The sequence below is a fragment of the Bacillus cereus group sp. BfR-BA-01522 genome, assembly GCF_022662635.1.
In the GTDB taxonomy this organism is placed as follows: domain Bacteria; phylum Bacillota; class Bacilli; order Bacillales; family Bacillaceae_G; genus Bacillus_A; species Bacillus_A cytotoxicus.
On sequence record NZ_JAKUDY010000012.1, the window covers coordinates 28,890 to 43,712 of the forward strand.

A 14,823-nucleotide genomic window follows, 5' to 3' on the forward strand; every position below is an offset into this window, starting at 1 on the left:
ATGTCTTATCACATCAGCCTTACAAACAGTGTGTATTTATTACATTATAGAATATTTTTCGCAACAATTTTTAAATGCTCTGGTGCAATAATTTCTTGTATATGTTCCTGCAAGTCTTCCTGAAGCATCTCTTCTATGTGTTCTAATGATACTTCAAGCGGTGTACATTCTAATGTTTTAATGTTTAATACTGAATAATGATCCTTTTTCTTTATAACTAAATACTGATTTTCTTCTGTTATTAGTAGAGAACCTAATCGAATTTCAAGTAAGCGTTGATCATCAAATTTCATCTTACATCCCTCTCTTTACTTATCAAAAAACATTTTTACAGAATTTCCCTTCTTGCTATCAATCTATCATAAATCATTTCAAAAAAATACATCTAATCCGTTCCTATTCCTATAGAGCACTCTTCATTCTCTTTATGTTTCATCACAAAAAACTTTCTCAACATTTCAAGCTCCCCTTCCTATTTTCGCATTGCTTAAAATGACTTATAATGAATGTAATAAAAGATTGGCCTCTCCTAATTCATGTACATATAGTTGATCGGTACGATTTGTTACCGATCCTTTTTTTGTCCTTCTATGATTGACAATATAAACTCTGCATCTCGCGCTACACCACATAGAAGCGCCGAACCTCTTTGATGTTGCCAAGGTAAACCTATATAGTATAATCCTGACACTACACTAACTCCTCTTGTATGAATTGGCATACCTGCTTGATTCACTGCACCTTCTATTTCAATCCATTGATAATTCGGTATAAATCCTGTGGACCAAATTATATTTTGCACTTCATATGTGCTATCATCTGAAAAGATTACTTTGTTTTGCAATGCACTTACTACCTTTGATTTTACTGTTATTTTCCCATTATGAATCAATCTCTTACATTCAAAACCAAATATGGGATCTTTCTGTTTCTGAAACCATCTTCCCCGTCTCGTATCGGTTCCGGCATATAGTAGTCCGATTTTCTCAAGCCAAGCAAAAATGCTCTTTCCCATTATTTTTAATGGTAAAAAAGAAAGCGGATGGCTAACAGCAATCGTAATATCGCGATACTGCGCAAGCTCTACCGCAATTTGTGTCCCGGAGTTTCCACCGCCAACTACAAGAACTGGCCCATTAGGAATTTGTTTTGGTGATTGATATTGAGAAGAATGAATTTGAAAAATATCATTGGAAAGATTTTTGGAAACAGAGGGAATGAACGGTTTTTGAAAGGCACCTGCTGCAACAATCACTTGTTTCGCTTGTAGCACCTTGTCTGAAGTATAGACTTCAAATGTATCCCCCTTTTTTCTTATCTTTGAAACATTCATCTGTAACCTTACTGGTATAGAAAAATGTTTTGCATATGCTTCTAAATAATTGGCAATTTCGTCTTTCGTTGGATACCCATCTTGCTTTCCAGCTAAACTCATACCTGGCAATGCACTATAAGCTCTCGGTGTAAACAACTGCAAAGAGTCATATCGCTTTCTCCATACATCACCAATTCGCTCTTCTCCATCTAATAAGACAAAGTGATTGTTTTCTCTTTGCAAGTAATACCCCATAACTAAACCTGCCTGACCTGCTCCCACTATAATCACATCTAACATGTGCATCCCTCTTTTCGTCCTAAAACGCATGAATATATGTTCATATGTTCATGCGTTTTCTTCCATCATATAAATTTTCTTTTTACAAATCAAGGGGATTTCTTCGCTATAAAATAAGTTTTCACATAACGTTCAATTGTTTTGTATAGACAGATATCCTATAATTACAATGATTGCAACTTTTCGTTGTTGTACCATGACTCCTAGAAATCTGGGAGTTTTATCATTTTTATCACTCAGACTCTGACACTTGTTACTAGAACAGAGAACAAGTCTAGAACTTAATGCATGACATGATGTTAAGTTGCTGTATCTATTCGCTTCTCCTTGGAAAATCAAAAAGTGAGATTATAAGGATACTACCGAATATCTATTTCATTGCAGTCTCTTTGTTAAATGAGAGGAAGTGTTTAAAAACATAGAAATATGTAACGATTATTACTTTCAAATACAACATGACTACTTCAAGGGGGAACATAATCATGAAAAAATTATATTATGCATCGTTTGTATATTTGATTATCGGGTTATTAGCTGGTGTATTTGCGAGAGAATACGCAAAAGCAAAAGGCATTCTCGGCTCTACTCTACTAAATCTTTTACATACGCATACGCTCGTACTAGGATTTTTATTCTTTTTAATCACTCTAGCATTAGCAAAATCATTTGCATTCCATAAAATAAAAGGTTTTGATATGTGGTTTATCGTTCATAATATTGGGTTAATATTAACCCTTGCTTCCATGGCAACACGAGGACTCCTTCAACTAAATGGGGCAGATTTTAAAGGCTTAACGTATATCGTAGCAGTTTCTCATTCTCTTATTGGTCTAAGTCTTGTTTGGTTTATGATTTTATTAAAAAAATCATTCAAAATATAATGTAAAAAAGAGGCTCTCCTATAGGTAGGAAGCCTCTTTTTTAGGTTAAATCATTCTCCTGTTTCAGCAAATGTTTTAATTCGCTCTCCAATCTCACTCCGTACTCTTTGGAATACATCCCATTCATTCTTATCTTCCCAGTCATTACTCCAAATGCTTTACATGAATTCCGACATGTACATATTGCATACTCATTCCTCCCCAACTTCATTCATCCCGCTATTTTAGGGCAGTAAGACTCCCGCCTCAAGATTCAGAAAGAAGCAAGGAAGATAGCTGGGAGTAGGGCTGCCCGTAACAGCCCGATTGGTGAGGGCTCATAATCAGTGGGGGATGAAGAAAACCTCCACTTTTTTTGATTTATGAAATACAAAAACTGAGCAGCAACTACCGCTTCCAGTTTTTCAAAATACACAACAAAGCTCTTCCGACAATAAATGATTGACTTCTTCATCATTCAAATCATAATAACTCCATGTCCCTTTTGTCTCCTTTACAATTAAATTTGCATCAAGAGAGTAAGAAAAAGATTCTTCATCTTCAGGTACTTTGCAAAAATGGCGTGTAAATTGTTTCACCAATTTGTGGAAATGCTACAAGAATAATCATTAACAATAGCGATGGCACTGAGACTTTTTTCATTTCTAATCCCCTCCTATAACTTAGAAAATCTCAGATTATTAAAACGTTCTTTTGCTACGGAATGGGAGGGACCATGATAGAAATGTGATTATACAACAACAAAATAAGCACCTCATTTTCCTCATATCAATATCTATAGGAGGGTATGAGTGAAGCTATCATTTTTACTATTTCTCTTCATAAACATTAAGATAACATATATTGTAAATTCCCATACATACAGATAGTAGGTTCTTATCTTTCTTTGTGAGTATTCTTATTTTTCAGGAGTGAACCATACAATTTGTTGCATGCGAACAAATGTAAGTATTTCTTTTTCTTCTAATGTAATATGATCTGGTTTTACACTTCTTAACGTTCCACTCACACTTCCTCGAATCGTTTCAACTGTAATTCTTCTTCCTACAATAGATTGTAATGTTTGTACAACGTACGGATCAACTAATGCAACGATTTCTCCACTTAACTCATAACCATCTCGAAAATAGCCGTATACATCCTCATATGAATAGTACATACTTTAGCCCCCTCTTTTCAAGATGTTCTGTAAGTGTATGTTCTATTCATTTAAAATGTGCCTATCTAATAGAAAAGAGATACCGCATAATGGTATCTCTTTCATACGTAAGGAATATGAGAAGAAACGATTTTCTTGTCTATTCCCATTTATAAATCCAAAATTCTTCAATCTGCAACCATTTTAATGCTGCAGCATCTTTATTTTGAATTTTCACTTCTGTTTCTTCTAGCATTGCTTCTGTTTGCGAACGATGCGCACGCAAAGCTGCTAGTTTTTGATCAAAGACTTCACTAATATTATTTACAATATCCGGCTCTCCTAATACTTCTTCACGATTTTTTGTAATCGCAACAGCATGTATCACTGGACGCGTTTCTTTTGGCATGCGAGATACAGCGCGAACTGTAGCACGTCCGAATGCGTCATGGTCTGGATGAACACCATGTTCTGGATAGAATGTAATAATTCTTGATGGTTGCACATCACGAATGACAGCTTCAATTTTATCAGCTACAAAATCTACATCTTCAAATTCTAATGTTTTATCATGAAATCCGAGCAATCTTAAATCAGTAATCCCCATTGCTTCACATGCATCTTTTAATTCTTTTTCGCGAATACTTGAGATTGTCTCACGGTTTGCAAATACATGTTTCCCCATATTCCTTCCCATTTGACCAAGCGTTCCGCACGCATATGTTACAGGTACTCCTTGTCTTGTTAATAAACTAATTGTTCCTCCTGCTGCATAGGATTCATCATCGGGATGTGGAAATACAACTAATACATGTTTCTCCATATTTTCCCCTCCTTCTTATTTAAATGGTGTTAAGCTTAATTCAAGAGCTACAGCCAGACGCCCTTTATTATCATGACCTGAAAGTAACAAACGACCTTGCTCGTCCACTTCCCAATGTGTAATACCTTCAGCGTATACCCAGCCGTGATCCATTTTCAGACCAACTCGGTACGGATTCGTTCCAACAATTTTACCACGTTCAAAACGAATGATAGCATTACGAATGAATGCCCCAACTGTCATCATCTTTTCATTAAAATGTGAAGCGTATGCTCCATTTGTTGTTTCTAAATGAATATATACATCTTTATTTACAAAACGTTCAATTTCATGTTGAACAACTGTTTTATCTTTTACTATTTCCATCGGATTTCACCTCTTTAAAACATTTTACGCAAAAATAATGTAAATTGCTATCTCTATATTAGAGCAGAATGCTTACTTTTCCTAATAATTTGCACTTTATTTTACAAATTTATAGTATGTGAAATTTTGTTTTCGCTTACAATTGCAAAACGTTTTCTTTCCTTTTTTAATTTGCTACAATATATTTTATACGGAGGGATAAATTCGACAATTGAATACATATTTTAAAGAAGGTGACATATTGGAACATTCAGCACATGAAGTAACAAACCTGCAATATTATTTTGCAATTGCCGTATTTTTAATTACATACGGATTTATTATTTCGGAAAAATTGAACCGTGCTGTTATTGCACTGTTCGGTGCTGCTATTATGATTATTTTTAGCATTGTAGACTTACATACTGCTTTTACATCTCATATTCAATGGGAAACAATTACCCTTCTCATCGGCATGATGATTCTTGTTCATATTACAAGTCAATCAGGCGTATTTGAGTATGTAGCGATTAAAGCAGCAAAAGCAGCAGGCGGAAAGCCCATTCGCATTTTATTATTTTTATCCCTATTAACTGCCGTCGGTTCCGCATTTTTAGATAACGTTACAACCGTTTTATTAATCGTCCCTGTTACGTTATCCATTACACGCATGTTAAAAGTACAACCTGTTCCTTACTTCATTTCAGAAGTATTATTTTCAAATATTGGTGGTACAGCGACATTAATTGGTGACCCACCAAATATTATGATTGGATCAGCGAATAAGCATCTAGATTTTAATGCTTTCTTACTTAATTTAGCACCCATTGTTCTTATTATTTCTATCGTTACGTTAACTATTATTTACTTTATGTATAGGAAAAAATTGAAAACAACACCTGAACAAATTGCAAAACTTATGGCTTTAAATGAAAAAGACTATATTCGTGATCAAAGCTTACTCGTCAAATCTCTTTCTATATTAGGTTTAACGATTCTCGGCTTTATTCTTCACTCTATTATTCATGTGGATGCAGCGGTTATCGCAATGACTGGTGCGACGCTCCTTATGCTAATTGGCGTGAAGCAGCACAAATTAGAAGATGTATTCGCTCACGTTGAATGGGTAACGATTTTCTTCTTCGCCGGATTATTTGTTCTTGTTGGTGGATTAATCGATATTGGGCTCATTTCATCTCTTGCTAAAGACGTAATTGATGTAACAAATGGTGATATTGGCTTTGCAGCTATGCTTATTTTATGGGTATCAGGAGCTGCATCCGCAACCATTGATAACATTCCATTTGTCGCAACGATGATTCCGCTTATTCAAGACTTGGCAGCAGGGCTTGGCTTATCTGTTGATTCGCCACAAATCGAAGTACTTTGGTGGGCACTATCACTCGGCGCTTGCCTAGGCGGAAACGGAACTTTAATCGGAGCATCCGCAAACGTGGTCGTAGCAGGTATTGCGAACCGTGAAGGACATAGATTTTCTTACCTTGATTTCTTAAAAATTGGCTTACCGTTAACCATCATTGCATTATTATTATCACATGCTTATATATATTTACGTTATTTAATATAACAAGGTTTGCAGCGATGTGCTGCAAACCTTGTTTGTTACCACAATCCCCCAATCATTGAACACCTTTTTTAATTTCTACAACCAGTCTTTCATGTCTAAGCTGTTGAACTTCACTTTGCAGTTGATGCACACTACCGTGCAATTCTTTTAACTCTGCTGCCTCTTCATTTACTGATGACATGTCTAAAACCCAACTACGTTCTCTTTAGAAATTGGTGCTAAGTCACCGATTATTAAAAAGTCGAAAAAATACAAGAAAGATTTGATTCATTCCTTAATCATTTCAATTTACATATCAAAAAGGTAGCTAGAAGAAATTCTCTAGCTACCTTTTTTGTACTATCCAGAAAAAGCTTCCGAATATTGAACAACACCTTGCACATTTTGAAGAGCATGTTCCGTTAACTCCATTGCCATAAACACTTCGCCTGGCACATCAAATGGTGCACGTATATCCCATAGGTGAGTCGGTTTAAAACCAAATTTCGTGTAATACTCTTTATGCCCTAAAACAATGACAGAATGGTATCCAAGCTCTTTTGCTTTTCTTAATACATTTGAAATCAACAAACTTCCAATTCCTTTTTTCTGATACCCTGGTGCAACAGATACTGGAGCAAGTGCTAGCGAATCTATACATTTATCACCATCTACTATTTGAATTTTAGATAAAAGGATATGACCAATAATTTCTTGATCCACCGCCACTAATGATAATTCTGGAATAAACGCATCACATTTTCTAATACGACTTACAAGTTCATGCTCTCTCTTATCGCTAAACTCTTCATGTAAAAATGCCTGTTGTACAACTTCTTCTGTTTTTTTATGCTCTTCTTCACGTTCTTGTCTAACAATTATTGGCATAACCTCTTATCCTTTATTCTTTCTTATTTCTTTTTGAATGTTACGCAGTGCTTTTTTTGATCCACGCTCTATATCATGCTGCATTTTTCGTTCTTTATAATCTACAAACAACGTATCTAAATCGTAACCTTCTGGATATAATTCCTTCGCCTCGACCTCTAAAGCAATCCGTTTACTATTTACTTCTATAAACCGCTCTTTGGAAAACACGACAACGTTGGAGAAGTTATCTTTCTCTCGGTATATAATTCCAAATTCATCATCATCTAATAATCTCACGCGATCTCCTTTTTTATATGCATATGCCTCTTCTACCGCTTGCTTTACAATTTTAGGCTTTCTTACTTTTCCTTCATGTAGCTTTTCTAAACGATATTCTTTGTTTTCCATGTACTCTTTTGCTCTTTGCAATACATGTTCTCGTACATTCATTTTTCGAGAAATCCAAAGTGCATTACTTTCTCCCGATTTTCCAATTAATAATTGATACATCGGTTCCAATGTTTCACTATGAAATTGCATCGCTGCATTCATAAAGTCACTATGCATTTCTGAGAATCGCTTAATCTCACCATAATGCGTCGTCGCGACAGTGATACAGCCCATGTGATAAAACTCTTCTAAAATAGAAATCGCTAGCGCAGCTCCCTCATTCGGTTCCGTACCGCTGCCTATTTCATCAAATAATAACAGCGTATTATTATTTGATACTTCCATAATTTCTGAAAGATTTTTCATATGAGATGAAAATGTACTTAGTGCATTTTCGATACTTTGATTATCACCGATATCTACAAAGATATGTTCAAAAACAGCAATCTCCGTTTCTCGCTCTCCTGCAATATGAAACCCCGACATTGCCGCTAATGTTAATAATCCGATTGTTTTCAGAACAATCGTTTTCCCCCCAGCATTTGGTCCTGTAATAATTAAACTTCGATACTTTTGACCAATTTCAAAATTTAGCGGTATCACTTTTCCTGATAAAAGCGGATGCTTGCAATGAACGAGCTTTATATACCCGTAATCATTTAACTTTGGTTCTATTCCGCCAATTTGCTTACTAAATTTTGCTTTGGCAAATACTAAATCATATTGACTCACTAGCTCTATATTTATTTTGATTTGATATATGTTTTCTAATATCATTCCTGAGAGAGTTGCTAATATTTGATATTCTTCCATCGCTTCTTCCGCTCGTAAGCTTGCCAGTTCCACGTTTAATGTTGTAACAGTATTTGGTTCTATAAAAACAGTAGAACCTTTAGAAGAAACTGCAACAATTGTTCCTGCAACTTGATTTTTATAAGACGCTTTCACCGGAATCGTATATCGGTCGTCCTTTTTACTAATGAAGAATTCTTGTATATACTTCTTATTTGCACTACTGTTTAAAAATTTATTTAACCGTTCCTTTATTTTTCCCTCTACCGAATCCATTTGATTTCGAATTCGTTTTAATTCTTTACTTGCAGCAGAATCAACACGGTTTCCTTTTATACAAAATTGTATTTCTTCCTCTATGCTTTTAAACTCGGACATAGAATTTGCATACGCTGCGAGCATTGGTGCAAAAAATTCCTTATCTAACATAAACTTTTTAATCTTGCGACAGCCCCGTAAAAAATCTGAAACACTCACGAACTCGCTTGGCTCTAGAATCATTCCTTTTTCTAGTTTTTGCATGATGTTATCAATATTAGAAATACCTAAAAAAGGTACATGTCCTTCTGCATCTAATATCGCTCGCGCTTCCGTCGTTTCATTCAATCGATTTCGTACTACCTTTATATTTGTACTTGGCTCTAATTGATCCAATAATCGCTTTCCTAACCCACTTACACAGTAAGATTTAACAATGTCCTTCAATTCATTGTACTGCAACTTTTCAAAAGTCATTTGATTCACTGTCTTTTCTCCTCACTATGATTGATTTACATCATAAACGAAGATACCTACTCATTACATTTTAATGAGCTGGTCATATATTTTGGTTTATTCAAATGGGTACAAAAAAAGCTGCGGAGATACCGCAGCTTTCGTTACATTTACAAGGCATGTGTAAAATATCATGAAAGAAACCGTAAAAAAACACGGCAATCCCATCATCATTACACGCTTTATAAAGTATAGTAGGTATCTTCATAGGGTTTTGAAATAAATCCATGGCAAACTAAGGGGTATACTTAATAGAAAATTCCCCTTGTTATTACCAGTTTTATTTCATTCAATTGTTCCTATTTAGAACCTACCACACTCACAAAAAGCACCTCTCATTCATTTATGTCCACTCATTAAAATCTAATTTATTGCAACTATCATACTATATGTTCCAATCCATGTAAAGGTGTCATTTTGTCACGCTTTCACCATAAGTATATTTCACTTCATACATGACAGATGCTTTCTTTCCTTACCTTCAGTACAATGAGTATATAACAAATATAAGGAGTGATTCCCATGACAGATCTCCAAAAACAATTCTTCTCTAGACTGCATATAAAAGAAAAAGAATCAATTTCATTTGAAGATTTAAATGAAATTCTTTACGCGATGGCGCAAACCGTTCCATTTGAAAATTTGGATATTATTCAAGGTAAAGTGAAAGAAATATCAAAAGAACATCTTCAAGAAAAAATTTTAGCAAACAACCGAGGTGGTCTATGTTATGAACTGGGCCCGATAATGTATTATTTCCTTAAAGATTGCGGGTTTGATGTTCATCTCGTATCTGGGACCGTTTATAATGCTGCTTCGGCTACTTGGGCTGTCGATTCTGGACATGTAGCAACTGTTCTAAAGCACAACAAACAATCCTATTTAATTGAAGTCGGTTTTGGCTCATACCTTCCGCTGGCACCTGTTCCTTTCTCTGGTGAAATCGTCCATTCTGTTACAGGCGACTATCGTATCCGAAAAGAAACGACTACAAAAGGAAACTACGTTTTAGAAATGAGAATAAATAATGAATTGCTAAATGCTGCTTCCTCTCAAGAGTGGACTTTAGGTTATGCATTTTATATAGAAAAAGCGGATGAAAATATCGTAAATGAAGCACAAAAAAACAATTGTCGAACATAAAGACTCTCCTTTTAATAAAGTACCTCTTATCACAAAACTAACTTCTGATGGGCATGTTTCTTTAACAAAAGATAGCTTAACTGTAACGAAACAAGGCGAAAAGAGAAAAGAAAAGATCACAAAGCAGCAATATTTAAACCTACTACATGCAATATTTGACATCCGATTATAGTTTATCCTTAAAAAGTTTTATCGCTTTTGACAAGACTTTTTATATATAGCAGGTATTTTTTTGCAATTTGTTGTATTTCATAGTTATATAGAGAGTAGATAAACTATATCATTAGAAAGGACATGATTATGACAACATTCAAAAGTAGAGTAGACGTACCCGATCAAGAAAAATGGGATTTAACGGATATTTATCAAACAATCCAAGACTGGCAAAATGACTATCAAAAGGTGGAAACATTCGTAGACGACTTAAAAACATTCAACGGGAATATTCATGATAGCTATAGTCTTCTTTCCTACTTAACGAAACGTGAAGAAATATCCCGCTTATTCAGTCTCATTTATGCATATGCACGCCTTCAGTCAGACCTTGACACACGCGATACAAAGGCACAGTCTCTTCTAGATAAAGCATCGCAATTACATGTGAAAATAAGTGCAGCAAGCTCCTTTTTCTCTCCATTTTTACTTAGTATAGAAGAAAAAACGTTACATTCTTACATAGAAGAAAACGAAGGTCTACAATATTATAAAGAAGATTTATTAGAATTATATCGTTATAAAAAACATGTGTTAAATAAAGATAAAGAAGAAATTTTGTCCCAAATGGGTGAAGCTCTCTCTTCCCCTCAGCATACATACGGTATGCTTAACAATGCAGATATTGTATTTGGAACTGTTACAGCAGATGATGAAAAAAAAGTACCTTTAACACGCGGTATGTATGCGAAATTAATAAAAGATGAAGATCGTGACAAAAGAAAAGAAGCATATAAAGCGTACTATCAACCTTATATACAACTGAAAAACTCTATTGCTTCCACTTTATCAGCAGCAATAAAGAATAATATCACCATTTCAAAAATTAGAAATTATCCTTCAGCCTTAGAAAAGTCTTTATTCGATGATAATGTTCCAAAGGAAGTATATGATAATTTAATTCAGACAACGAAACAAAATATTGCATCGCTTCATACATATAACAATTTACGAAAAGAAAAATTACAACTCGATGAATTGCGACAATACGATTTACATGTCGATTTAGTGGAAGGTGTGAAACAAGACATCTCTTATGAGGAAGCATTTGAAACCATGCTTGCATCTCTATCTCCACTCGGCGAAGAATACATTCAAACACTTCGAAGTTTTAAAGATAAACGCTATATTGATGTGAGAGAACTACCTGGTAAACGTTCGGGTGCTTATAATTTTGGTTTATACGATGTTCACCCTTTTATTCTCTTAAATCATAACAATGACTTAAATAGTCTCTTTACATTGACGCATGAATGTGGACATGGCATGCACACTCATTATTCACACAGTTTCCAACCGAGAATTTCTGCCCATTACTCCATTTTTGTTGCAGAAGTTGCTTCAACCGTAAATGAAGTATTACTTATTCATCATTTACTAAAAGAAGCGAAAGATATAGATGTGCGCAACCATTTAATCAATCACTTTATCGAAAAGTTTAAAGGCACTTTCTTTACACAAGTTATGTTTGCAGAATTTGAGAAAATCACACATGAAATGGCACAAGAAGGAAAACCACTTAATGCTCAAAGCTTTAACGAAGTATACGAAACATTGTTTAGAGAATATAACGGAGAAGCAGTTATATTTGACGAAGAAGTAAAATATGGTTGGGCAAGAATCCCGCATTTTTATCGTCCATTTTATGTTTATAAATATGCAACAGGATTTGCTTCTGCCATCCAAATTGCCGAGCAATTATTAAGTGGCGACCCTCTTTCCCAGCAAAACTATATTGCATTTTTAAAAAGTGGAAGTTCCGATTATCCGCTTCAACTTTTACAAAAAACGGGTGTCGATTTAACAACACCAAAACCAATTGAAAGTGCATTAGAGCGTTTTAAGAAACTTGTTGAAGAATTTTCAACGTTATAATCCAAATAACGGGTGCCTGTCATACATAGGTACCCGTTATTTGTTTATCTTTCTATATAATTCATAATTTTTCATATAACCTTCTCACTAAAAACGTACATATTAATAGAATATTACATAAAAATAAATTAAATAATATACCTTTCCTACTAAAACGGATTATGTAGTATATCGCAAAAAATGTTCTATTTATGCTCTTTTTTCAAGTGAATCAATAGACTGATTCCTGATGCTAGTATACATAAAGCGATGCCAATCCAGGCCGCTGTATATCCACACTTATCTACTACAAAACCAAAGATAGGCGGGGCCAATAGAATTGCGACTTGATTTAATGTTAAAGCAAAACTAACAGTGAAAGAAACCTCATTTTCGTTAGCATTTTCTGTAACTTCAACGATAAAAAGACTAAACCACCCGAGACTAAAGAAGCCTAATAGCCCGCTTACCATACATATATATCCAATTGACATTATCTTTATATTTAATATAGCAATGGCACAGAAACATGCAACAAATACAGAAATCATTAACGGCTTAGTTCGATTTCCTCCATAAAGACGATCACTAATCGTCGCTAGAGCAACGCGGCCAATCATCCCGCAAAATAACATAATGGAAAATATCTTTCCTGCCAAAATAGGTGATATAAAAGTGGTAGCAGTTAAAAATTTCATAAAGTGTCCCACTACAATCAGTTGTAACGAAATCATACAAATTCCAGTAAACAAAACAGGATATAATTTTTTATTACTTGCAATCATCTTTAACTGTTGCAAAAACGAAATGCTTTTCTTATTACATACACGCTCACTAGAAGAATGAAAAGGTTCTTTGTAAAACAGGAAAAACAAAATCCCTCCAATTATGCATATACTTGAAAGTACATATATAGCAAGCGATAGACTAAATTTTACAGAGAGAAACGGAATGATACCCCCTGCAATTGCTCCTCCGATTGGTATCCCCGCCTGCCTGATGCCCATAGCGAACCCTCTATTTTCTTTTGGAAACCATTTTAAAATGACCTTACTCCCTCCAGGTTGCGCTGTACTATAGAACACTCCTACAAAACAAAGAACAATGAATAGTCCCATAAAGCCATCCGCTAGATGAACAAGTAGTAAAGATCCGCCAAGCAAGATAGATCCCATTCCCATTAATAATTTCTCATTATATTGATCAAGTAACCTTCCTGCAACAAGCATACAAAAAAGCGGTCCAATATTAACAGCAGTTAACAACAATCCCATCTGCATATCGCTTAGATTGTACAGTTTTTTCCAAAAGAAAGATAGCGGTCCTACACCATATGTAACAAGCGTTGCACTAGCTTGCACTCCTGTTGCTAATATCAATACAAGCCATTTATAAAAATGAGCACTCTCCGTCACTTTTTCTTGTTTTAACAAATTCATCCCTCCCCCACACACTTTATTGTATGAATGTTCAGATATCATGTAAAATAAGTATTAATGATAAAAATCATCAAAAAAATTGATATCTTTTAGGAGGTCTTCCATGGATATAAAAGATCTTACTATTTTTTACGAAGTTGCAAAAGAACAAAATATATCTCACGCTGCTCAAAACTTAAATTATGTACAGTCAAATGTAACGATGCGCATTAAACAATTAGAAAAAAAACTTGGGGTACCGCTATTTTACCGTAACGGGAAAGGTGTTTCCTTAACTTCAAATGGGGAAATTTTATTGTCTTACGCACAGCAAATCCTTTCCTTAATGGATCAATCTATACAAGCCATCCAAAATAATGTATTGCATCCAACAGGGACATTAAAAATTGGCGCTACAGAATCTACAATGGCAGTGCGTTTTCCCTCTATATTGTCATCCTATTATGACATGTATCCCGAAGTTGATCTTATTTTAGAAACTCACTCAACAGAGCAATTAATTCAGCTTGTTCTTGAAAGAAAACTAGACGGAGCATGTATTGCTGGTCAAGTTCATCATGCTGACCTTGATTCCTTTTTCTTTCAAGAAGAAGAGCTCGTTATCATTAGTAAATCGCCTTTATCTTCTCTAAAAGAACTTGGGCAAATGAATCTACTCGCTTTTAGTCAAGGATGTTATTATCGAAATTTATTTGAGACATGGGCTTATGAAAAGGGAATTATTCCAAAACGAGTATTAGAATTTGGAACAATTGAGGCAATTCTCGCTTGTGTCAAATCAGGTATGGGAGTTGCAATCATGATTAAATCCCTCATTCAAAATAATGAACACCCTTTTGAACTTACACTTTTGCCAAAACGTGTTTCAAAGGTCCCTACTATGTTTATCGTTCGCAAAGATACCTTTTATTCAAATGCTTTACGTAAATTTATTGATAGAATAAATGAAAATGTATCATTTCATTAGAAAATTACCTAA

At 34.7% G+C, this 14,823-nt stretch carries 13 protein-coding genes and 3 pseudogenes; 5 read left to right on the plus strand and 11 right to left on the minus strand.

Features of this window, described 5'->3' with window-relative positions; genetic code table 11:
- Nucleotides 1–44: 44 nt before the first annotated feature.
- The gene (locus tag MR059_RS16265; protein WP_048723785.1) at nucleotides 45–293 is read right to left on the minus strand and encodes a hypothetical protein; all 249 of its coding nucleotides are present in this window, start codon (nucleotides 291–293) and stop codon (nucleotides 45–47) included.
- Between the two features lie 272 nt (nucleotides 294–565).
- Nucleotides 566–1,615 carry a flavin-containing monooxygenase gene (locus MR059_RS16270; protein WP_048723783.1) on the minus strand — a complete coding sequence of 350 codons (1,050 nt, stop codon included), beginning with the start codon at nucleotides 1,613–1,615 and terminating at the stop codon, nucleotides 566–568.
- A gap of 482 nt (nucleotides 1,616–2,097) precedes the next feature.
- On the opposite strand from MR059_RS16270, the gene MR059_RS16275 reads away from it, so the two are divergent.
- Nucleotides 2,098–2,496 (plus strand): DUF2871 family protein, encoded by a 399-nt coding sequence (locus MR059_RS16275; protein ID WP_012094634.1) that lies wholly within the window; start codon nucleotides 2,098–2,100, stop codon nucleotides 2,494–2,496.
- 50 nt (nucleotides 2,497–2,546) lie between these two features.
- On the opposite strand, the pseudogene MR059_RS16280 reads toward MR059_RS16275, so the two are convergent.
- The 5 genes and pseudogenes from MR059_RS16280 to MR059_RS16300 all read right to left on the minus strand — a co-directional run.
- Nucleotides 2,547–2,621 (minus strand): annotated as a pseudogene (locus tag MR059_RS16280) (arsenate reductase); the annotation flags it as partial.
- A 279-nt stretch (nucleotides 2,622–2,900) separates the two neighbouring features.
- Nucleotides 2,901–3,011 (minus strand): annotated as a pseudogene (gene arsR, locus MR059_RS16285) (arsenical resistance operon transcriptional regulator ArsR); the annotation flags it as partial.
- A gap of 383 nt (nucleotides 3,012–3,394) precedes the next feature.
- On the minus strand, nucleotides 3,395–3,655 hold the full coding sequence (locus MR059_RS16290) for a YuzF family protein (protein WP_048723780.1): 261 nt from the start codon (nucleotides 3,653–3,655) through the stop codon (nucleotides 3,395–3,397).
- Nucleotides 3,656–3,794: 139 nt separating this feature from the next.
- Nucleotides 3,795–4,457 carry a bacillithiol biosynthesis deacetylase BshB2 gene (bshB2, locus tag MR059_RS16295; protein WP_012094637.1) on the minus strand — a complete coding sequence of 221 codons (663 nt, stop codon included), beginning with the start codon at nucleotides 4,455–4,457 and terminating at the stop codon, nucleotides 3,795–3,797.
- 15 nt (nucleotides 4,458–4,472) lie between these two features.
- Nucleotides 4,473–4,823, minus strand: a complete 351-nt coding sequence (locus tag MR059_RS16300; RefSeq protein WP_012094638.1) for a YojF family protein — start codon at nucleotides 4,821–4,823, stop codon at nucleotides 4,473–4,475.
- A gap of 241 nt (nucleotides 4,824–5,064) precedes the next feature.
- Between MR059_RS16300 and MR059_RS16305 the strand changes: the two genes are divergently transcribed.
- Nucleotides 5,065–6,390, plus strand: coding sequence for an ArsB/NhaD family transporter (locus MR059_RS16305; RefSeq protein WP_041809844.1), 1,326 nt, complete (start codon nucleotides 5,065–5,067; stop codon nucleotides 6,388–6,390).
- A 52-nt stretch (nucleotides 6,391–6,442) separates the two neighbouring features.
- Here the strand turns inward: MR059_RS16305 and MR059_RS21855 are convergent, their stop codons facing one another.
- The 3 genes from MR059_RS21855 to MR059_RS16315 all read right to left on the minus strand — a co-directional run bounded on the left by MR059_RS21855 (nucleotide 6,443) and on the right by MR059_RS16315 (nucleotide 9,165).
- Nucleotides 6,443–6,571 (minus strand): hypothetical protein, encoded by a 129-nt coding sequence (locus MR059_RS21855; RefSeq protein WP_012094640.1) that lies wholly within the window; start codon nucleotides 6,569–6,571, stop codon nucleotides 6,443–6,445.
- Nucleotides 6,572–6,729: 158 nt separating this feature from the next.
- Nucleotides 6,730–7,257 (minus strand): GNAT family N-acetyltransferase, encoded by a 528-nt coding sequence (locus tag MR059_RS16310; protein ID WP_048723774.1) that lies wholly within the window; start codon nucleotides 7,255–7,257, stop codon nucleotides 6,730–6,732.
- A gap of 6 nt (nucleotides 7,258–7,263) precedes the next feature.
- Nucleotides 7,264–9,165, minus strand: a complete 1,902-nt coding sequence (locus tag MR059_RS16315; RefSeq protein WP_048723772.1) for an endonuclease MutS2 — start codon at nucleotides 9,163–9,165, stop codon at nucleotides 7,264–7,266.
- A 552-nt stretch (nucleotides 9,166–9,717) separates the two neighbouring features.
- Here MR059_RS16315 and MR059_RS16320 point away from each other — a divergent pair.
- Nucleotides 9,718–10,510: pseudogene (locus MR059_RS16320) on the plus strand (arylamine N-acetyltransferase family protein).
- A 128-nt stretch (nucleotides 10,511–10,638) separates the two neighbouring features.
- Nucleotides 10,639–12,426: an oligoendopeptidase F gene (pepF, locus tag MR059_RS16325; protein WP_242161904.1), complete on the plus strand. Its 1,788-nt coding sequence runs from the start codon at nucleotides 10,639–10,641 to the stop codon at nucleotides 12,424–12,426.
- Nucleotides 12,427–12,611: 185 nt separating this feature from the next.
- Here the strand turns inward: pepF and MR059_RS16330 are convergent, their stop codons facing one another.
- Nucleotides 12,612–13,838, minus strand: a complete 1,227-nt coding sequence (locus tag MR059_RS16330; protein WP_048723767.1) for an MFS transporter — start codon at nucleotides 13,836–13,838, stop codon at nucleotides 12,612–12,614.
- 109 nt (nucleotides 13,839–13,947) lie between these two features.
- On the opposite strand from MR059_RS16330, the gene MR059_RS16335 reads away from it, so the two are divergent.
- Nucleotides 13,948–14,811 carry a LysR family transcriptional regulator gene (locus tag MR059_RS16335; protein WP_012094646.1) on the plus strand — a complete coding sequence of 288 codons (864 nt, stop codon included), beginning with the start codon at nucleotides 13,948–13,950 and terminating at the stop codon, nucleotides 14,809–14,811.
- The last annotated feature ends 12 nt before the right edge of the window (nucleotides 14,812–14,823 follow it).